The organism is Sphingomonas bacterium, from assembly GCF_903643035.1.
Classification (GTDB): domain Bacteria; phylum Pseudomonadota; class Alphaproteobacteria; order Sphingomonadales; family Sphingomonadaceae; genus Sphingomonas.
Genome location: NZ_CAHJWW010000021.1, coordinates 1 through 19,906 on the forward strand (window position 1 = coordinate 1; position 19,906 = coordinate 19,906).

Sequence of the window (19,906 nt, forward strand, 5' to 3'; positions counted from 1 at the left end):
CGACCAGAGCTTCGAGGCCATGATCTACCTCGCCGCCGCCGTCATCAACTCGCGGTGAATCCCCACAGTCCCTAGCCGCAAAGCCGAGGTGAACAATTGTTCCTTTCGGGAAAAAGGCGGGTAGCATTCAACGACCAAACTACGGCCTCAGACAACGAGGGTTACGCCCGATCGGTCAGCTAGTGCCCTGAAGCGCGTCGCGAGCGTTGGGTCGGCGTCAATCCGGGTGGTGCTGACGACGCTCAGGCCCGCGGCCGGCACACGATCGCCGAAGAACATCATAGCCAGCGACGAAGGATAGGCGCGAGACTCCCAAACCATCCCGTGCGTAACGGCATCCTTGCGGTGTAGCGCCGCAGACCAGCGCCGGGTGTCTGGGAATTCCCGCGAGGGCGTGTCGATCAGCTGATTGCGGGCGATGCCCAGCTTCATCAGATCAGGCGCGAGAAACGACCGCAGCGCTAGCGGGCTGGCGACCCGCAGCACTGAGCAGCGAACATCGGCGAGCTTGCTCAGCGGGTACGTCTTGAAGGACTGCGCTGGGTCGAGATCATGAAAGATGGTCTCGTAGACCGCGGCCTCGAACCCGTCCGCGGCATAGGCGGTCGGCACGCGCTTCCGCATCGGGCCAATCGGCGCGAACCGCGAGGCGCCAAAGCCCGGATTGAACGCATCGCCGGCAAGCTTCTCGGCGTGAATGCGCCAGAGAACCGCGCCTACGCGCAGATCGGTGACGTGGGTCGCAAAAGCGGACGGCGGTTTGGGGACAATGCCGGTCGGCGCCAGCGCTGTCACCCGCCGATCTCGTCGCTCTCATGGGCGGCGGCCTCGAGGACGGCTGCTTCATCGTCGAGGAGCTCCCTCGGAGCGGGTCCACCAAGCCACGAGTTGGACGACACGAACCAGAATACAGTTTGCCATGGTGTCCGGCTCGCCGGCAGGGCCTCAAGGACCTTCTTGATGAGAGGCAGCGGCTTGCCGTCGGCGTCGAACTGGAACGTCGGGAAGCGATCCTGTCCCTGGTACGGGACCGCAAAGACGCGAGCCTGCGCCTTCCAGCGCGCGGCGGTCTGGTGACGGTTCTTGGCTTCATGCCCGGCGCGCGCCGCGACCTCGGCCGAGGTCAGCGTCTCGACCTCGTGCATGAAGCGCTGGCGGATGGCGGTGTTGTCGGCCGCGACCGCCGTATGGAACTCGGCCATCGGATCATGCGTGTCTGCCAGGATGTCAAGGAGTTGCTCGATCTTGCGCTCGAGGTGGCGCGCACGGACGTCGGGCAGCAGCTTGTCGACGATCGCGTAGAGCGCCTGTCGATCCGGGTCAGCCGCGATGCTAGTCTCAGCCAGTTGCTCGATCGCATGATCAACGGCGGTTCGATACTGTTCCGAGAAGCCCTCTACGGTAGGCGCAATATATAAGGTGTCGTCGGCCGCTTCGGATCGCGTGGCCCCGCGACGCTTGGCCGGCTTGGCGCGGGCGGTCTCGACCAGGCTGGCGAACACCAGCTTGGCGAAGGCACTTGGATCGACAGCGTTGGCGAGGGTCGCCATGGACAGCTCCTGCGGTTAGTCTGCCTAACACATAAGCGATCTAACCGCGTCCGTCACCCTCATTGTATTTTCCAGTAACTCCCCTTCCTGGAAAAAAGATGATGGCGTCAAACGCGCGTCTTCGGCTACCGATTTAGGATCGAACCAGGACCGATCGACCATGTCGAGCGAGCCTGACCCACTTTGCGAGGCGGAGCAGTGATGGTCACCGATGGCGAGCCTGGATGCAACGCCGATGACATCCTCGCATCGTCCTTGGTCACGGCTGCGGACGAACCGGCAGGCTCGACACCCAGGGATGATCGTCCGGCCGATCTCGACGCGATCATCAGCGGAGCACTCACTGTCCTCGACCGCGTCGAACCTCAGGACCTCTACCTTCCCGATCTTGCGCCCGACGACCAAGAGCGCGTCGACCAGTTCCTGCGCCGCGGCCGCGCCGAGGCGACGCTGCAATCCTATCGATCTGACTGGGACCTGTTCCTCGCCTGGTGCTCTGAGCGCCGCTACCGTCCGCTACCCGCAACGCCGGCAACCGTCGCCGCATTCCTGACGGAGCTCGCCACGTCGGGCTTCGTGCCGGCAGCTGACCAGTTTACCAAGACGGGCAAGCTTCGTATGCGGCGGGCGCCGAAGCCGCTGACCAGGGCGACAATCGACCGCCGTCTGGCGGCGATCATCTTCGCGCACCGGATGGCCAAGGTCGAACCGCCGACGTCGCAGCCCGGCGCGGGCGACCTGGGCTTGGTCGTCGGCGGCATCCGCCGAACCAAGAAGGATGACGAGATCAACAAGAAGCGCGCGGCCGATGGCGACATCCTGCGCGACATGCTTCGCAGCATCACCGGCGACGATCTGCGCGCGCACCGCGATCGCGCGCTGCTCGCGATCGGAATGGGCGGCGCGTTCCGCCGTTCGGAGCTGGTGGCGATCACCGTCGGCAGAGTGACTCGAGATGCTGAAGGACTCACCATCCTGGTCAAGTCCTCGAAGACCGATCAGTTCGGTGCTGGTCAGGGCGTTGCCGTGCTCGACGGACCAAGGTTGGAGCCGGTCCGCCACTATGACGCCTGGATCGAGAAAGCGGGGATCACTGCCGGACCGGTGTTCCGCAAGCTGACGCCGCAAGGTCGCCTTACCGACAAGGCGATGAGCACCAAGGGCGTGGCGCTCGTGGTGAAGGCGGCCGCAGCCGCAGCCGGCTATTCGCCCGAACCCTTCGCGGGCCATTCCTTGCGCGCGGGCTTCCTCACCGAGGCGGGACGCCAGAACGCCAACCTATTCAAGATGAGGCAGCATAGCCGGCATGCCTCGATCGACATGGTGGCGGAATATGTCCGGGACACGGAACGCTACCGCGATCACGCTGGGAAGGGGTTCATGTAGTGGAGATCGTCCGCCCAGCTGCGCTCGCTCGCTCTTCTCAGACATAGGGTAACTGAAAGCACGAGGCGCCGCCGTTCAAGCGAGCAAGCACGATCAAGCCCCAGATGGGCACGTGCTATCAGTTACCGTGTCCCCCTACTCCGCTGCGCATGGCGCCAAACGGCGCATAGGGAAACTGAAAGCACGAGGATTTCCCAGACACGGTAACAGATAGCACGAGCCGCGAGACGCGACTCTCGACGCAACTGCCGTTTACCTTGTGAAAGTCGCAAGCCCCGGGTGTCCCAGGCGCGACCTCGTCGCCGAGCGACGGCGAGAAACCAGAACAAGGGAATGCCGTGCAGAAAAGAAAAACCCGGCACTAGGCCGGGCTTTTCGGAACCTCGAAGAGGCCGTGTGACAACGATCACCTAACCGAGCTCCGAATACGCAGCAAGAAGAAAGCGCTCAGGGCGCCACGGACTTCTGCGTCCGCACGGAAATCCAAAGGGGATTTTCCGAATGACTACCTTTGTCTACGCTCCAGGCGCCGGTCACCGCCGGATAGATGAGCGCACCGCCGCCACTGACCAGCTTGCTCATGCATTCAACGGTCTTCCCGACGACGTCAGCCACCGGCAAGTCCTCACCATGTTCAAGAGGGCGGCACCCTATCTGGGTATCCCCCCTCGCCTCGTCCATGCCATCGATACGCTCATGAGTTGGTCTCGGGCGATCGACTGGTCCGACGGACAACGCCCAATCGTCTTCCCCTCTAACGAAAAGCTGACCCAGAAGCTGGGTATCGGCGTCCGGCAACTGCAGAAGATGCTGACCAGTGCAGCCCGCTACGGCCTGCTGACGCATCGCGACAGCGCGAACGGCAACCGAATTGGCGCCCGTGGCAAGGACGGTCGACTGATCTACGCTTACGGGATTGATCTCAGCCCACTTGGAGCACGGTACCAGGAGTTCTTGACGACTGCGAACGAAGGAAATGCGGCCGATCTGCGGATCGAACTGCTACGCAAACGGCTGACGGCCGCTCGTCGCCGGATCCGCAGCTTGGCCCAGTTGGTGGAGGATGAGGGAATTGACGGGATCGATGCGGGAACTGCGGTCGAAATCGCGCAACTTGCAACCCGGCAGATGCGCCAGGTGCGCGACGAGTTCCTGCTAGGGGCCTGTGTCGAGCAGATGGAAGGCCGCGCTGATGAGCTTGGCAGGAGTGTCACGGCAGCGTTTGAGCTTTCGAATCCTCCTCAGCAGCAGCAAGAAGATTCGCCCTCGGACGTCTCTGGAGACGCCCTCAATACAACTACAAACCAACTCCATACTGCTAAAGCAGAATACAGTAGTGGCTATCCGAAAAGAAGTAGCGGGTCTGAGTACGACGTTCGTGATCAACAACCGCAGACCGAGGTTGAGGCAGATCTGGCCAAGCACGGCGTCGACCCCGAGTTCATCGCTTCTGTGGTGCCCGAATTCATCCTAGCCGATACGCAAACGCCAACGTGGGGAGCGCTGATCGGTACGGCCGAGCGACTCGTCGACCAGACAGCGATCCACCGCAATGTTTGGCACGAAGCATGTCGCCTTATGGGGCAAAAGGGCGCGGCGGCCTCCGTCTTGGCAACGGCGCACAAGCACCTTCGAGGAGACGTCGAGCGTCCGGGGGCTTATCTCCGCGGCATGAACAAGCACGCTGCGTCTGGTCTCTTAAACCTTGGCCGGACATTCCATGGCTTGAAGGACAATGCCCGCACCGAGGCTATGCGCTCACTCTCCACCGGCTCAGAGCCGCGGTCGATCGGCCAGCTCGCATTCGCGGCGCTGAAACTGGCTCGAACCAGCAGGTCGGCGCAGCTGCTGTGAGGGACGATACGGTAACTGAAAGCACGAGCCCCCTGCCCTGCCCAGGCCCTTTCCGATGGTAAACGCCCATGCGCGGACGCCCACGAACGCGAATCCTCGTGCTTTCAGTTACCCTATGTCGGGACGGGGGTGATCATATGCTCGATAGTGCTATGGTTAGGCGGGTTTTCGGAATGGAGCGATGATGGCTAAGTCCCCCGCCCTACCGCGGCAAATTTCGTTGTTCGACATGGATAGCCCCCTTCATGGCAAGGTCCGTGGTGAGCGGAGCATCATGGATTTCCCATTCTTCGTGCTATCGAAGAATGCCCACCTTGAGCCGATAGAATACCGGCATGATCAGGTCACGATCCAGATCCGTCCGAGTGCAACCGGCGTCGCGACGATGTGGGACAAGGAAATCCTGCTCTACGTCGCCTCGTTGGTGGCGCAGGCAATCGCAGATGGTCAGGTTGCCGACGAGGACGTCACATTTGCGGCGCACGATTTCTTTCGCATCACCGGCGTGGAGCGTCCGTCGATCCGGGATTACCGGCGCTTTGCCGAGGCGTTAGAGCGTCTCCAGGGTACGCAGATCAAGACGAACATCGAGACCGGATCGAAGATCGATCGTGGCTGGTTTTCTTGGCTTTCCGAAGCTCAAGTTGAATATGAGAAAATGGCCAACGGTGACGAACTGCTCCGGTACGTCCGCGTTCGCCCATGCAACTGGCTGTATCGTGCGATCAAACGAGATCAGCGTATCTACCATTATCATCACGATTACTTCCGGCTCGGCGCCATTGAGCGACGTATGTACGAAATCGCTCACTGCTATTGTGAGAATGGGCCGATCGAGATCACGTTGGAGGATCTCCACCGGAAAATCGGCTCGATGGGACCGATGAAACGGCTCAAACAACTCGTGAAGACGATCGAGGGCGAGAACCGCCTCCCAGAGTATGACGTCGATCTGGTCGAGACGGTGACTGGCGAGCATACTGACTCGATCGGACGCCGGCGAAAGTCGGTGACGACGAGCGTGAGAATGCGGCCGAAGCATAAGTTCGTATCAGCTTCACTACACGCCGCAGCTTAGCCTCCTCGCCTGCCCGCTTCTCCGGCACAGCAACGAATCTCGCAGGCCCTCCGTTAAGGCGTTGAAAGCCTCTTCGCGTTAAGGAGCCTTTATGCCGCAAGCGACACTCGATGCCTGGATTTCGCTCTACGCCGCGGTCGGCCTGCTCGTCGCGATGTGCGCGATCGTCGCGGTGATCAAGACGGTCCACGACTATCGCTCGGGAGCCAGGACCTTGGCCACGACCACGGTGATGGACAAGGTTCTTGCGGCTCCGCGCGTCTGGGTCCGTTGGCAGCTCAATTACCTGCTCGGCGCGCCGGCGATACTCGCGATCGCCATGCTCTATGCCAATCACCTCGGGTTCGCGACGCTCGTCGACGTGTAGTTGAAGAGCTGGGCGCCGCGGAAGGTCGGCACGCTGGTCGACAGCGACGCCGTCTGGATCGTGGCCGTCCTGAAGGCGCTCGCACTCCAGCCCCGGGTGATCGCCGAGACGTAGCCGATCGTCTCGCGAAACGGCGGGATACGCCCGTTGAGACGAACCCGGCCCGGGCCTGCATTGTAGGCCGCGAGTGCCAGGTCCACCCTCTTGAATTCGTCCAAATGCTCGCGAAGGTAGCGGGCCCCTCCCCTCAGGTTCTGCAGCGGATCGCGCGAGTTAAACACGCCCAGGTAAGCCGCGGTGCCCGGCATCAGCTGGGTGAGGCCCACCGCACCCTTCGGCGACACGATCAACGGATTGTACTGGCTCTCCTGAGCTACGAGGGCATCGAACAGCCCTACGGGCACGCCCGCCTCGCAGGCGACGGCCGAGATCAGCGGGTAATAGCGTGCGCGGCGTTGCTCGAGGTACGTGGGCAGGTCGCCCCGGGGACGGTACGGTGAAATCGAACACGCGGCCGGGCTGTAGAGATACGGTGCCACCGCAGCCGCAGCAGCGAGACCCGATGTCGTTACCTTCCCGGTCTGCATCCAAAGGGGCACTGGAATGGACGACCGCTCGACCGGTGCCATGGCGATCGCCGGCGCGAACGACGGAGGCGGCGCCATCCCCTCGAAATCCTCGGCAAGCATCTCGGCCGAGAGCGCCGTCGCCTCGCTCGGAAGAACAGCCGGGATTTCGGTCGCAACGGGCTTCTTGCCCACCTCGATTACGACACCGTCACCGACGCTTCTGAACGGCACTAGCTCGACCTGCTGAGCGGCAGCGCTGGTGATCGCAGCTGCGCCGGCAGCGACGCCGATCAGCGTCTTCGCACCCGGGATCATCCTCTTCGCCATGGCGAGCAAAGGACCACACGCCTCCGAGCCTGACAACGTGGATTATTTTTACACTATTGCAGTGCAGGCCGCATTACATAGCGCGGCGCAACGCGCAGTGTACCGCGATTGTGCTTGCAAGGTGCAGCTCGCTTTGCCACTCAGATGCAAAGACGCATGCAAAGTGCATTGCACTGTAATGCTGACTAGCAGTACAAGGGGACCGTCATGGCTGTCATTCTCGTGGGATCCATCAAAGGCGGGGTCGGCAAGTCCACCACCGCGCTCGCGCTCGCCTCCGAAATCAGGTCTGCGGGGCAGACGGTCTACGTCATCGACACGGACCCTCAGCTCTCCCTCTATCGCTGGTATGAGGACTGGAAGCTGAAGGATGGGATCGTGGTCGAGGACGGCCACAAGATGACGCAGAAGCAGCTTGAGACAGCCGTGTACGACGCCTCGCAGGAATACCCCTTCGTAATCCTCGACGTGAAAGGGGCTATCAACGAGCAGGTGATGTACGCCACCCTGCAGGCAAACATGCTCATCATCCCTCAGCGAGCATCGGCCGCGGACCTTGAGCGATCGATCGAGTTCCTTGACCGGCTCGAGTTCATCGAGCGTGCCCGGCAGAGGCCCCTCCCCTACCGCATCCTGTTCACCCAGCGCACGACCGCGATCACCTCGCGAGCCGAGCGCGAAATCATGGAACAGACGCGCGAGGCGGCGCCGGTCTTCTCATCAGAGTTGTTCCTGGGCGACGCCTATCGCGCGATGTTTCTCTACCGAATGACGTTGGAGGAACTGGACGCCCATAACCTCGCGCGGACCGAGCGCGCTCGCCAGCACGTCCAGAGCCTCCTTCGGGAGATCGTTGCCATCATCACGTCCGAGGTCAAAGCATGAGCGAAGCACCAGAACCCAAGAAGTTCGGCCGCACCGCCCGGCAGCCTGCTGCAAGCGGTCTCGATCTTTCCGAGGTGCGCCCTACCCCCGCCCCGCGCCCAAGCTCCGCTCCGATGGAGCTGCCCGACGAGTACCAGTCCGCGCCAACGGCACGTCGTCGCAGGGTGCGCGAGACGAAGAGCAAGTCGGTGACCATGAGGATCACCCCAACCACTTACACCCGCTTCAACGACTATTGCGACCGCGAGCAGCTCTCCTACCCTGACGCGCTGGATCGTCTTCTGGCGCTGGCTGGGAGCGCTAAGGAGTAGGAGGGAAGGGGGCGGGGTGCATCATGAGAAAGGATGCACCATGACTTTAGTCGCCCTAAAACCCACGCAGCAGGTCGTCGATATCGTAGGTGCCCTGGGCGGCACCTGGCGCGGCTACCTCGCGATGTGCCGCTGCCCGGCCCACCAAGATAAGACGCCGAGCCTCTCGGTCCGGCAGGGCCATGAAGGGATCCTCGTTCACTGCTTCGCAGGCTGCGACGCGGACGACGTTCTGAGAGAGATCTCCCGGCTGAGGCCCGGCCAGCGTTACGAGCCGCCAAAGGCAGCACCGCTCGGCCGACAGCCGAATGTCGAGCGGCTTTGGAGCGAGGCCGTCTCGGTCGCCAGCACGCCTGCGGAGGCGTACTTGAAGCAGCGCGGGATCCGCGACGGGTTTGACGACCTCCGGTTTCACCCCCGATGCCCTTGGGGACCGAAGCCTACCACCCGGTTCCTCCCCGCGCTGATAGTCGCCGCCAGAGAAGGTCGAGCGCTACGCGCCGTCCAGCGGGTCTTCCTCGACCTCGAACACGGAGGGTATCTCGAGAAGGTGATGCTGGGGACTCCGGCTGGCGCGAGCTGGCAGGGCATGCGCGTGACGGACACGCTGGCGCTTGCTGAGGGTTTCGAGACGGCCGCTATGTTCACCCAGCATAACGGCATCCCGTGCTGGGCGACGCTAGGCGCCGCGAGGCTCGACCGCGTCCACATCCCGAACTCAGTCAGGACGTTGATCTTCGCCGAAGACAACGATCCAGAGGGACGCCGCGCCCGTCGGAAAGCGTGGGCAGCTTACCGTCCGCGTGGCTTGGATCTCCGGCGAATGCCGCCCCCGAGGCAATTCGGCGACTGGGCCGACGTCAGAACCGGAGCATAGAGGGGAGGGGGACTGGTCTGGTGAGCTGCGTCGTGCAGCCACAGAGCCAGGAGATCCCCATGAACGACCTGTTCGACGCCGCACGCGATCGTGCGTCATGTTGCACCGCTGCGGCGATGCGGCTCGTTCCCAGCCTCGAGGGCCAGGATAAGATCACGCGCGCCTTGCTCAACGAGGCGATGACAACCGCCTTCGGCGGATCCGACGCCGACGGCCGCTGGACCCAGCGTGAGAGCTTCGAGGTACTGGAGCTTGCACTTGCACTTGCAATGCGGACTCGCAGTACAGACCGCTTGCACGTTGCACATGATGACGTGCTGCAAGCTGCAGTGCTTCTCGATCGGCTTCCGACGCAGACCGTGAGAAGCGAGGAGCAAATCGAGTGGCAACAGTTCTCGACACCCCTCGACTTGGCTGCGGTCGCCCTGATCCTAGCGGCTCCCATGCCCTCCGACATCGTCCTCGAGCCGAGCGCCGGGAACGGCTTGCTGGTGGCCCAGCTTCCCACGGTCACGGCCCTCCAGCTCAACGAGATCGACCCTGCCCGGCGTGCCCGGCTGCAGGCGGTGTTTCCAGAAGCGCCAATCTCGGCTCATGACGGCGCAACGATCGGCAGCGCGATGGCAGCGTCGACCCGCCCGACCCTGATCATCATGAACCCGCCATTCTCGCGCTCGATCGGGCACGGCACGGACTCGCTTGCCGCGGTTCGACATCTCCAGGCAGCGATCCGGCGCGTCCGCCCGAACGGCCGCGTGGTGGCGATCATGCCCGACTGGTTCACGAACTCCGCGCGCATGGGCCAGATCTGGACGACCACGCTGGAGCAGGTGACGGTCAGGACCTCGATCCGCCTCACCGACGCATACGGCAAGCACGGCACCAGCGTCGCGGTCCGCCTTTACGTTCTCGACAAAGCGGTCGGCCAGAGCAACCACGTGACGATCCAGCGAGGGACCGTGCGCGAACTCCTCCCCGAGATCAGCGTACCCGAACGCCTGGAGATTTCGAACGAGGTCGAGAAGCCTGCCGCCGCGAGGGGAGGGGCCGTGTCCCTCTTCCGAAGCGTCCGATCGAAGCCCGCGGCCGCGCCCCGGGTCTTCCGCGCTCCCGCCCGGAACGAGGTCGCACCCGTGACGTACCAGGTCCTAGAAACCCCGGCACCGCTTGCGGAGCAGACGGGCGTCTATCTGCCATACCGGCCAAGCCGCATCGTCTTCGACAGCGCCGGCGAGCACCCGACCGCACTCGTTGAATCGGTCGCTATGGGCTCGATCCCCGCGCCCATCCCCACCCACGTTCCGGCGTTGCCGGAGCGAACGGTCAAGGACCGCCTCCTGTCCTCCTCGCAGCTGGAAACAGTGGTGTACGCCGGTCATGCGTGGACGCAGTTCATTCCCGGCCGTTTCCGTCCCGATCCCGAAGGGGTCGGCCTCATCATGGACGAGAACGGCAGCCGGTATCGCAAGGGCTTCTTCTTGGGAGACGGCACCGGCGCGGGCAAAGGCCGCCAGGTCGCGGCCGTGATCCTCGACAGCTGGCTTGCCGGGCGTCGCCGCGCCATCTGGGTGTCGAAGAACGAGGCCCTGCATGCCGACGCGATCCGTGACTGGACCGCGCTTGGCGGCCTTGCAGCCGATGTCCAGCCGCTCTCCCGCTGGAAGATCGACGAGCCGATCGCAATGAGCGAAGGTGTTCTCTTCGTCACCTACCCGACTCTGCGCTCCACACGGGGCGATGCGAGCCGGCTCGAGCAGATCATCGCTTGGGCTGGCGACGACTTCGAGGGCGTGATCGCATGGGACGAAGCCCACGAGATGGGCGGCGTTGCGGGCGGCGAGGGGAGCATGATCGCCAAGAAGGGCTCCCAGCAGGGGATTGCCGGCGTCGTGCTGCAGAACCGCTTGCCCGGGGCGCGTGTCCTATACGCGTCCGCGACCGGCGCCTCCGAGGTGAATAACAACCTCGCCTATGCCGTGCGTCTCGGCCTGTGGGGTCCCGAGACGTCGTTCGCTAACCGCGAGGCGTTCATCACCGAGATCCGGCAGGGCGGGATCGCCGCGATGGAGCTCGTCGCCCGCGACCTCAAGGCCACCGGCCTCTACACCGCCCGCGCGCTCAGCTTCGCCGGCGTCGAGTACGACATCCTGCGACATGAACTGACCCCCGAGCAGGTGGAGGTGTACGACGCCTACGCCGACGCCTGGGGCATTATCCACCGCAACATGGAGAAAGCCCTGGAGCTCACTGGCGTAGTGGATCCTTTGAAGGGCGACACGCTGAACTCCGGCGCCAAGGCGGCTGCGCGCTCGCGGTTTGAAAGCTGCAAACAGCGTTTCTTCGGTGCGGTGCTTCTATCGTGCAAGCTGCCGACCGTGATCGCTGCGGTGCGCCAGCACCTGGAGGCCGGTCAGTCCGTCGTACTCCAATTGGTCAGCACCGCCGAGGCGATCCTGGACAGGCGCCTAGGCGAACTCTCGCCGGACGAACGGGCCGAGCTCGACCTCGACCTCTCCCCGCGAGAGGCGATCATCGACTATCTGCAGCGTGCATTTCCCGTTCAGCAGATGACGCCGTACCGTGACGACACCGGTGAAATCCGGTCCCGGCCGATGTTCGACGAACGTGGCACGCCCGTCACCAATCCCGAAGCAGAAGCGGCCCGCGACGATCTGATCGAGCAGCTCTGCGCGCTCCCACCGATAGCGGCCGTGCTCGATGGCGTGCTCGAGCATTTCGGTCACGACAACGTCGCCGAGGTTACCGGGCGGACCAAGCGGCTCGTCAGCACCGCGAACGGCACCCAAAGGCTGGAGTCCCGTTCGGCCCGCGCGACCCAGGCGGATGCCGCTGCCTTCATGGCAGGGACCAAGCGCGTACTCGTGTTCAGCGACGCCGGAGGCACCGGCCGTTCCTACCACGCAAGCCTCGACGTCAAGAACCAGGAACAGCGGGTACACCTGTTGCTGGAGCCGGGTTGGCGCGCAGATCGCGCTATCCAGGGGCTGGGCCGCACACACCGTACACATCAGGCCTGTACGCCGCTCTTCCGGCCCGTCACGACGGACTGCAAAGGCGAATTGCGGTTCACGTCGACGATCGCGCGGCGTCTGGACAGCTTGGGCGCGCTGACGCGCGGGCAGCGCCAGACAGGCGGCCAGAACCTCTTCGACCCGGCCGACAATCTCGAATCCGAGTACGCCAAGGCGGCCCTGATCACCTGGTATCACCTCTTGATCGCCGGCAAGCTCACCAGCACGAACCTCGTAGACTTTACGCACCGGACCGGGCTCGAACTGCAAGACAAGGACGGCGTCCTGAAGGACGACCTGCCACCCATTCAGCGCTGGCTCAATCGCCTCCTCGCGCTTCCGATCGGCTTGCAGAACCTCATCTTCGACGAGTTCCTAGCGCTCGTCGAAACCCGTGTCGCGGCAGCCCGGGATGCCGGCACGCTCGACGTAGGTGTCGAAACGATGGCCGTCGACACCGCGACCGTACTCGACGACACGATCCTGCGGACCGATGCCGTTACGGGTGCAACCTCGCACCTCCTTACTATCGAGGTGACCCGACGGCGCCAGCCGGTGTCGCTCGACCTAGTGCTGCGCATTGCCGACAGCGACGGCACCGCCGTGTTCCTGCACAACGGCCGATCGGGGAAAGTCGCGCTGCGGACCGCCTCCAGGTCGGGGATGACCGAGGAAGGTGTCGCGGTCGAACGGGTCGAGCTGATGCGGCCGACGCGTCGAGAATATCTAACGATGGACGACATGTACGAGACGGCTTGGGAGGAGTGCTCACGCGAGACCTTCCAGAGAGCTTGGGAGGTGGAGACCGAGGAAGCCCGCACCAAGGTCGACACCGAGACGATCCGGCTGGCCACGGGCTTGCTCCTCCCGATCTGGTCGGCGCTACCGAGCGATCACCTGGCGGTGAACCGCGTCGTAGACGGAGAAGGCCGTTCCTGGCTTGGCCGAATGGTCTTCCCCCGGGATCTGCACGGGTTGTTCAACAAACTCGGCCTGGACGAACCCCAGGTCCTCAGCCCGGACGAAATTACGAAGGCCGCGCTGGAAGGCGGCTCGATCGTCCTCAAGCGACCATTCGCATGCGAGGTGAAGCGCGCTCGGGTCAACGGCAAGCCTCGGATCGAGGTTGTCGGTGCCCCCGCCGCGCAGCTGCCGTGGCTGAAATCGATCGGCTGCTACACGGAAATCGTCTCCTACAAGACGAGGCTCTTTGTACCCAACGAGGGTGCCTCGGAGGTGATCGCCCGCCTGACGGCACAATCGGACGGCTGACGCCGCCACAGTGCAAAGCGCGGTACAAGGTGCAGTGCATGTCGCTGCGCGAGCTACGAAGCAGAAGGGAAGGGGGAGCGGGGAGGGTGTTCGGCGAGGGATTTCGTCGGACACCAACCACGCTCAGGAGACTGGCAATGACCCAGACCGTCAAACTCGCGAAGCTGAAGCAGTCCGAGAAGAACGTCCGCACGACGCAGCCCAAGAACATCCCCGCCATGGCCGCCAGCATCCGGGCGCGCGGCATCATCCAGAACCTGCTGGTCACGCCGTCGAAGCCCCGCGGCTCGTTCGAGGTGATCGCCGGCGAACGCCGTTTCCTCGGAGCCATGATGCTCGCCGAGGCGGGTGAAATCGTCGCGGCCGACTACGACGTGCCCGTCAAGATCGTCGTCGGTGACGACAACGACCTGCGCGAGCTCTCACTGACCGAGAACTTCCAGCGCGAGGTGATGACGCCGGCGGAGGAGTGCCGCGCGTTCCAGCACTTCCTGCAATCGGACGGCGACATCGATGCTGTCGCCAAGCGCTTCGGCCAGACCCGCCGCTTTATCGAGGGTCGCCTCCGGCTCGCCAACCTCGCGGAGCCGGTATTCGAGGCGCTGGCGAACGGCGAGATCACCCTGGACATGGCGAAGGCCTATGGTTCGACCGAGGACCGCGCGAAGCAGGAGCGCGTCTTCGCCCAGTATCGGCACAGCGCTTACATCAACGCCGACCAAATCCGCCGCGCCATCTCGAACGACACCATGAAGGCGACTGACCCTGTCGCGATCCTGGTCGGCGCTGACGCCTATGTCGCCGCTGGCGGGCGCATCGAGCGCGAACTGTTCAACGAGGACGGCGACCGCTGGTCGGATCCCGAGATCGCGCAGTCGCTCGCCGGCACGATCATGGAAGCCGAGGCCAAGCGTCTCGGTGAGGAACATGTGGGTCGGATCGGGTCCGAATGCCGTCTCCGATCCGCGCGCGCACCGCTCCCCCACAGCCGCGACCTTCCGCATCGTTGCTATCACCGAACAGGCCGGCGCCGTCGCCGACCCGCGGGCACGAGAAGGGCGCCACCCCAACGGCAAGTACAGGGTCTGCCCCTACGATAGCCCGACAAACGCCGTGATCGGGGCGTCGACCACCGGCATGGGCGCCTTCGTCGTCGCCGACCCGGTCTACCGCGCAGGCGAGATGGGCCAGTACGCGAACAAGATGCGAGTGGTGCCGGCGACAGCCGCTGCGCCGACCGTCACCGGCTCCGATCGCGTCGGATCGGGTGCGCTGTCCGTCGCGGACCCGAGGCCGCGGGGGCTGACGCGCGGCGACCGGCAGAATTACCTGTCGCAGAGCCACTACGGCATCGTGGGCTGGACCCAGCACACCAAGGCGATCCCCGGCCACGCCAAGGACAACAACGGCAGCTGGTCGATCGCCGACCCTCGCGAAGCCGATGAACCGACCGAGGGAAACCCCACGGCACTACCCGCCAAAGACGATCGCCTGGTCGCGCGCATCGTCGCGCTCGACGGTACATGGCACCGCCCGTTCACCTCGGCCGAACTCCTCGTCATCCAGGGGATTCTCGATCCCACCGAATATGTCGACCTGATCGGCACGTCCGACGCCGAAAAGCGCGAATGGGTCGGAAACGCCATCCCGCCGCCCGCGTCCTGCAGCATTGCCACGACCGTCGGCGAAACGCTGCTCCTTGCGGACTCCGGTGAGCGGTTCACGCTTTCGCCTCGCGAGATCTGGGTGAAGCCCGGCGCGCTGGCCCTCACTATCGACAACCGCCAGGCGGCGTTCGATCTCGACGGGATCGACACATGGTTCATGTGATCGATCGCTCGGCACGCGCCGACGTCCGCAATCCGATCCTCAGCCTGCCGGCGATCGCCGCGCTTCGCGATCTCGAACCGGCCGCCCAGGAGGCGCTCCGCCTCGTGCTGCTCGACCTGCAGCTGGACGCGCGTCAACGTGCCGAGAAAAGCTGGCGGACGCACAAGCCGCCACTCGCAGCCTATTGGTCGGCCGTCGGAGTCTATGCAGGCCACATCGCCCGGTGTCTCAACCGTCCCCGCCCACGAACGAGGCCGCAGACGCGACGGTGCGACCCGTCATGCTGACCGATCGAACCCAGCGCTGGCGGGACCGGCGCAGCCTGTTCGTCTCCGGCGACACCATGATCGACCCAAGCCGCTACGCCGTCGACATCGTCGACCACACGACCGCGCGCGCCTTCATCTCCGACCACCACTATCTTCCGCGCTACCCCGCGGCACAGGTCGCCGTAGGGCTGTTCGGCCCAGGCGCAGCCGGAAGGCCTGCTCTATCTGGGCTTATCGTCTTCGGGGTGCCGGCGACAGGAGCCGTGATCACCCGCCACGAGCGTCGCGTTCGGCGCTGGACCGCTTGGGACGCCCGACCTCGCCGGCCGCCGGTCACCCACCCGACCGACCGCCCTCCGCGTCTCCTGACGAGCCGAGGACGCGCCTCCGAACATGCGCCCCGCCCGGCCGACGGAAAGATATTGCCCGTTTCCGGAAAGAAGTTTCCGGCGCGGGAGCGCCCCGTCAGTCGATCGTCACCCGAACGGGACGAGACCCGCCAGGGGCTCGGTGAAGCGAAGCGGAATGAGCGGCGGTCCCGGCTCGGCCGGGAGACGGCCTGCCTCGCCTGACCCTTGTTCCTCGTCACTTGATCTGACCTGTGCGAAGAAGGTCTTTCCCCAACGCTGCCAAGATCGATGGCCAGCCTCGACGCGACGATCTTCGGCACCGTGACCCGCGATGCGAACGCGAAGACGAGCGCCGAGTTGTCCTCGTTCAGCTCAGCATCGTGATGCCGCGAGCCAGCAGGGACGCCGCGAGCGTCAGCATGACAATACCAACGAACGCATCGAGGACGCGCCACGCGGCTGGTCGAGCAAAGACCGGCTCGAGGAGGCGGGCGCCGACGCCAAGCGCTGCGAACCAGCTAAAGCTGGCCGCACAGGCGCCAGCCACAAAGATCGGGCGCAGTTCGGCCGGCTGGCTCGATCCGGCCGCGCCCATCAGAAGCACGGTATCGAGATAGACATGCGGATTGAGGAAGGTGAAGGCCGCTGCCGCCGCCAGCGCGCGGCGGAGCGTCACATCCGGCCCGGCACCCACGACCATGGCATCAGACGACGCCATCCGACGCAGCGCTTTCACCCCGTAACACGTGAGAAAGGCGGCACCGCCGAACGTCAACGCCGCGGTGAGCTGGGGCATCGCCCCGAGAAACGCGCCGACGCCGGCGACCCCGGCTGCGATGAGCACCGCATCGGCGCAGCCGCAGAAGAGCACGATCGCGCCGACATGCTCGCGCCGGAGCCCCTGCCGGAGCACGAACAGATTCTGCGCGCCGATTGCCATGATGAGCGCGGCGGACAGGAGGACTCCCGACGCGAACGAGGAAATGAGGTTCGTCATGGTCACACCCTGCGGCACGATGCCGGGATAGAGAAACTTGTTCGCCTACGCCCGATGAAGCAAAGCTTCATCGATGTTCGATTACGCTTCGATCGCCGCGGTTGCCGCAGTCGTCCGCGAGGGCACCTTCGAGCGGGCTGCGGTCGCGCTTCGTGTCACGCCATCGGCGGTATCGCAGCGCGTGCGCGGGCTGGAGGAGCGATTGGGCTCGATTCTTATCCGTCGAGGGCAACCGTGCGAGGCAACCGAACTCGGGCGTAAGCTGTGCGCGCACTACGATCAGGTGCGGCTGCTCGAGCACGACCTGGATCCAGAGTTAGGACGCGCGGCGCGGCACGCGGCCGTTCCGCCCGTCCTGACGATCGCCGTCAACGCCGACAGCCTGGCGACATGGTTTCACGCCGCCTTGGCCGCATTTGGCCGACAGGGAGACGTGTCGCTCGATCTCAAGTTGGACGACGAGGCGCACACCGCCGAGCGCCTTCGGTCCGGGGAGGTGCTCGCTGCAGTGAGCGCCGATGCCGACCCGGTACAGGGATGTCGGACGACCAGACTGGGCGCATTGCGTTATGCGGCCTGTGCCAGTCCGGAGTTCATCATCCGGCATTTCGACGCGGGCGTGAACGGCGCGAGGCTCGCGCGAGCGCCGTACCTGCAGTTTGACCGGCGGGATGGCTTGCAAGCGCGGTGGGCGCGCGAGGCGTACGGAACCGAGCTCGCCGCCCCGGTCTTCTGGGTGCCCTCGACTTATGCTTTCCTTGACCTGACCCTCTCAGGGCTGGGGTGGAGCCTGCATCCGGTGCCGATGGTCGAGGCTCATATCGAAGCTGGACGGCTCGTCGAGCTCCCGCCCGGCCTGCGCATCGACGTGATGCTCTATTGGACGGTCGCGCGGCTTCATTCCGGCGCGCTCCGCGGTCTCACCCAAGCCGTCAAAGGCGTCGCTTCGCGAGAACTTGGCGGAAGCTGATCCCACATCTAGGTGAACCCGTCGCCATGCGAAGAGGCCCGGGAGCCGAGGCTCCCGGGCCGACCCGCGTTCGTCAGAAGGGGATGTCGTCGTCCTCGTTGTCCTGCGGAGCCGCCTGCTGCTGGCGGGACTTGCCGTAGGAGAGGAAGGTCACCTCGTCGGCGATGATCTCGACGCCGAAGCGCTCGATCTTCTCCTGGTCGGTCCAGCGGGTGTAGTGGATGCGGCCGCGGATCATGACCTTCTGACCCTTCTCGACGTTGTCGGCGACCGACTTGCCGACGCCGTTGAAGCAGGTGACCCGGTGCCACTCGGTATCCTCGATGCGGCGGCCGCTGTCGTCCCTGAGGACCTTGCCCTCGCTGTCGCGCTTCGGGCGCGAGGTCGCGAGGCTGAAGTTGGTGATCTTGGTGCCACCGGTGGTGGTGCGGGTCTCGGGCGCGTTGCCGACGTTGCCGGCGAGGATGACGAGGTTCTGCATTTCGAGGTTCCTTCTGTTCGCCGGGGGTCCGTTCCCTCGACTGAACACCGTCGAAGACGGCCAGGACATGGCGTCCACCGGAGCGCGCAGACGCGAAGGGGAACCTGCGATCGGAGGAGTGGTGCGGGCAGCCGCGCAGCGGCAACTCGGTCCGAACGATCGCGGGTTGGACGCCACGGACGGCCGGCTTAGGTCGTTCAGAAAAAAGAGGGGATGACCACCACGGGCGATCAGCCGGGCAACCGAACAGAGGATCCTCAAGCTCGCCGCCGCGATGCCCTGCAACCCTCGCAGCCCCGCTCGTCATGCAGCTCTGTCGCCAGCTCGGTGCAATTCGCCGGTTCGATGCCGGCGAGGCCAATCATGCGGGCATGTAGCCGGAACCGAAGCCGGTGCCGGCACTTCCGGCCACGGCGTCGCGTGGTGGCGCAGTTCGATAGGGCAGGGTTGGTCAGCCGGCTTTCCTCCCCGCGGCGCCAGAAGGTGAGCGCCAGCGCAATCGGCTGATAGCGAGTCCGCCTCGACTATTTTGCAGGTCGGGCAAAGCGAGATGATCCACGAGACGAGCGGAAACAACCACGTCGGCTTTGCGTCATAAACGGAGCTGCAGTGCGCTTACCGGATAAGCTCAAGCTCTAAGTTTGAGACCTTGATTTTCTTCCACTCACGATCTGCGGTAAGGGCAGGGACGCCAAGCTGCAGCGCCAGTGCCAAGCATGATCGGTCGCCCAGGCCACGACCGTACTGGCGCGTTTGCGCGTGCAAGCCTGCGGCCGCGTAGGCGGCGCTGACATCGTGCGACCGGACGTCGAGACGAAGTTCGTCGAGGAGCTCGCGAACGGTTGGTTCATCGAGTCCACTGAGCAGGAGCTCCTTCACGACCTCCTGCAGATTGACCGCCGAGATCGCCGCGCGCCCAACATGAGACTCCACCTTGTCGGCTCCAGGCTCGTCGCGGACCAAGGCCAGCACGGCCGAGGCGTCCAGAACGGCCGAGGTCACGCGCCGTCTCCCCGACGATCGTCGGACTCATCATCACCCTCATCGGCGGCACGGTCGATCAGGAACTGATCGGTCGTCCGGTCATGCTTGGCATGCTCCCGGTACAAGGCCTTGGCGCGGGAGACGCCATGGCCGATGGGGGACAAGCGGACTTGGTCGTCCTCCAGAGTCAGGATGATCTTGGCATCGCCGTGCAGCCCCATTGCCTTGCGAACCGACAAGGGTAGGATCATTCGGCCGTTGCTTGCCACCCTGACATCGATGATCTGTGTCCCCACGGATTTATATCCCAGCCAATGCTCCTAGCGACCCAAGTGACAGAAACGCGCTTATGCCACAATCCCTTACGTTGACTGACGCGCAGCGGTGTCATGGGTGGTATGTCAGGCTGGGTATACCCTGTCGGCACACTGTGAGATGAGCAGCTTTCGCGTCCGATCAGGGTCGTTTGCAGCCATATTGAACAGCTGTGCTGGACGGTCTAGGCGCTGTCTGAACA

General features: G+C 64.4%; 20 protein-coding genes. 13 read left to right on the top strand and 7 right to left on the bottom strand.

Annotated features, from left to right (window positions below):
- Positions 1–147: 147 nt before the first annotated feature.
- Together HUV01_RS02670 and HUV01_RS02675 are read right to left on the bottom strand one after the other, a co-directional pair.
- On the bottom strand, positions 148–795 hold the full coding sequence (locus HUV01_RS02670) for an RES family NAD+ phosphorylase (protein ID WP_174296779.1): 648 nt from the start codon (positions 793–795) through the stop codon (positions 148–150).
- Positions 792–1,550, bottom strand: a complete 759-nt coding sequence (locus HUV01_RS02675; RefSeq protein WP_174296780.1) for a hypothetical protein — start codon at positions 1,548–1,550, stop codon at positions 792–794. Before HUV01_RS02675 ends, HUV01_RS02670 begins: the two co-directional genes overlap by 4 nt.
- Before the next feature lie 201 nt (positions 1,551–1,751).
- Here HUV01_RS02675 and HUV01_RS02680 point away from each other — a divergent pair, with 201 nt between their 5' ends.
- From HUV01_RS02680 to HUV01_RS02695, 4 genes are all read left to right on the top strand, one after another.
- Positions 1,752–2,936 carry a tyrosine-type recombinase/integrase gene (locus HUV01_RS02680; protein WP_174296781.1) on the top strand — a complete coding sequence of 395 codons (1,185 nt, stop codon included), beginning with the start codon at positions 1,752–1,754 and terminating at the stop codon, positions 2,934–2,936.
- Positions 2,937–3,437: 501 nt separating this feature from the next.
- Complete coding sequence (gene repC / locus HUV01_RS02685) at positions 3,438–4,790, top strand: plasmid replication protein RepC (protein WP_174296782.1); 1,353 nt, start codon at positions 3,438–3,440, stop codon at positions 4,788–4,790.
- Positions 4,791–4,971: 181 nt separating this feature from the next.
- Positions 4,972–5,868, top strand: coding sequence for a replication initiator protein A (locus HUV01_RS02690; protein ID WP_254606330.1), 897 nt, complete (start codon positions 4,972–4,974; stop codon positions 5,866–5,868).
- 91 nt (positions 5,869–5,959) lie between these two features.
- Positions 5,960–6,235 carry a hypothetical protein gene (locus HUV01_RS02695; protein ID WP_174296784.1) on the top strand — a complete coding sequence of 92 codons (276 nt, stop codon included), beginning with the start codon at positions 5,960–5,962 and terminating at the stop codon, positions 6,233–6,235.
- Here HUV01_RS02695 and HUV01_RS15290 read toward each other — a convergent pair.
- A complete protein-coding gene (locus tag HUV01_RS15290) occupies positions 6,202–7,131 on the bottom strand; it encodes a lytic transglycosylase domain-containing protein (protein ID WP_217430884.1) in 930 nt (309 codons plus the stop codon). The genes HUV01_RS02695 and HUV01_RS15290 overlap by 34 nt on opposite strands.
- A gap of 207 nt (positions 7,132–7,338) precedes the next feature.
- On the opposite strand from HUV01_RS15290, the gene HUV01_RS02705 reads away from it, so the two are divergent.
- The 8 genes from HUV01_RS02705 to HUV01_RS15060 are packed head-to-tail and all read left to right on the top strand — an operon-like array spanning position 7,339 to position 16,179.
- Positions 7,339–8,016 (top strand): ParA family protein, encoded by a 678-nt coding sequence (locus HUV01_RS02705; RefSeq protein ID WP_174296785.1) that lies wholly within the window; start codon positions 7,339–7,341, stop codon positions 8,014–8,016.
- Positions 8,013–8,327, top strand: a complete 315-nt coding sequence (locus HUV01_RS02710; protein WP_174296786.1) for a hypothetical protein — start codon at positions 8,013–8,015, stop codon at positions 8,325–8,327. Before HUV01_RS02705 ends, HUV01_RS02710 begins: the two co-directional genes overlap by 4 nt.
- Positions 8,328–8,367: 40 nt before the next feature.
- Positions 8,368–9,204 (top strand): DUF7146 domain-containing protein, encoded by an 837-nt coding sequence (locus tag HUV01_RS02715; protein WP_174296787.1) that lies wholly within the window; start codon positions 8,368–8,370, stop codon positions 9,202–9,204.
- A 59-nt stretch (positions 9,205–9,263) separates the two neighbouring features.
- Entirely contained in the window at positions 9,264–13,508 is a 4,245-nt protein-coding gene (locus HUV01_RS02720) for a strawberry notch family protein (protein ID WP_174296788.1), read from the top strand.
- 38 nt (positions 13,509–13,546) lie between these two features.
- Positions 13,547–14,608, top strand: a complete 1,062-nt coding sequence (locus HUV01_RS02725; protein WP_368039987.1) for a ParB/RepB/Spo0J family partition protein — start codon at positions 13,547–13,549, stop codon at positions 14,606–14,608.
- Positions 14,609–14,645: 37 nt separating this feature from the next.
- A complete protein-coding gene (locus HUV01_RS02730; protein ID WP_217430885.1) occupies positions 14,646–15,338 on the top strand; it encodes a hypothetical protein in 693 nt (230 codons plus the stop codon).
- Positions 15,326–15,625 (top strand): hypothetical protein, encoded by a 300-nt coding sequence (locus HUV01_RS02735; protein ID WP_159513391.1) that lies wholly within the window; start codon positions 15,326–15,328, stop codon positions 15,623–15,625. The genes HUV01_RS02730 and HUV01_RS02735 overlap by 13 nt, the downstream gene beginning before the upstream one ends.
- Complete coding sequence (locus tag HUV01_RS15060) at positions 15,619–16,179, top strand: hypothetical protein (RefSeq protein WP_254606331.1); 561 nt, start codon at positions 15,619–15,621, stop codon at positions 16,177–16,179. The genes HUV01_RS02735 and HUV01_RS15060 overlap by 7 nt, the downstream gene beginning before the upstream one ends.
- A 145-nt stretch (positions 16,180–16,324) precedes the next feature.
- Here the strand turns inward: HUV01_RS15060 and HUV01_RS02745 are convergent, their stop codons facing one another.
- Complete coding sequence (locus tag HUV01_RS02745; protein WP_174296790.1) at positions 16,325–16,954, bottom strand: LysE/ArgO family amino acid transporter; 630 nt, start codon at positions 16,952–16,954, stop codon at positions 16,325–16,327.
- 73 nt (positions 16,955–17,027) lie between these two features.
- Here HUV01_RS02745 and HUV01_RS02750 point away from each other — a divergent pair, with 73 nt between their 5' ends.
- The gene (locus HUV01_RS02750) at positions 17,028–17,924 is read left to right on the top strand and encodes a LysR family transcriptional regulator ArgP (protein WP_174296791.1); all 897 of its coding nucleotides are present in this window, start codon (positions 17,028–17,030) and stop codon (positions 17,922–17,924) included.
- Positions 17,925–17,997: 73 nt separating this feature from the next.
- Here HUV01_RS02750 and HUV01_RS02755 read toward each other — a convergent pair whose 3' ends face one another.
- From HUV01_RS02755 to HUV01_RS02765, 3 genes are all read right to left on the bottom strand, one after another.
- A complete protein-coding gene (locus HUV01_RS02755) occupies positions 17,998–18,405 on the bottom strand; it encodes a single-stranded DNA-binding protein (protein WP_174296792.1) in 408 nt (135 codons plus the stop codon).
- Positions 18,406–19,020: 615 nt separating this feature from the next.
- Positions 19,021–19,407, bottom strand: a complete 387-nt coding sequence (locus HUV01_RS02760; RefSeq protein ID WP_174296793.1) for a type II toxin-antitoxin system VapC family toxin — start codon at positions 19,405–19,407, stop codon at positions 19,021–19,023.
- The gene (locus HUV01_RS02765) at positions 19,404–19,628 is read right to left on the bottom strand and encodes a hypothetical protein (protein WP_254606332.1); all 225 of its coding nucleotides are present in this window, start codon (positions 19,626–19,628) and stop codon (positions 19,404–19,406) included. Before HUV01_RS02765 ends, HUV01_RS02760 begins: the two co-directional genes overlap by 4 nt.
- Positions 19,629–19,906: the final 278 nt, after the last annotated feature.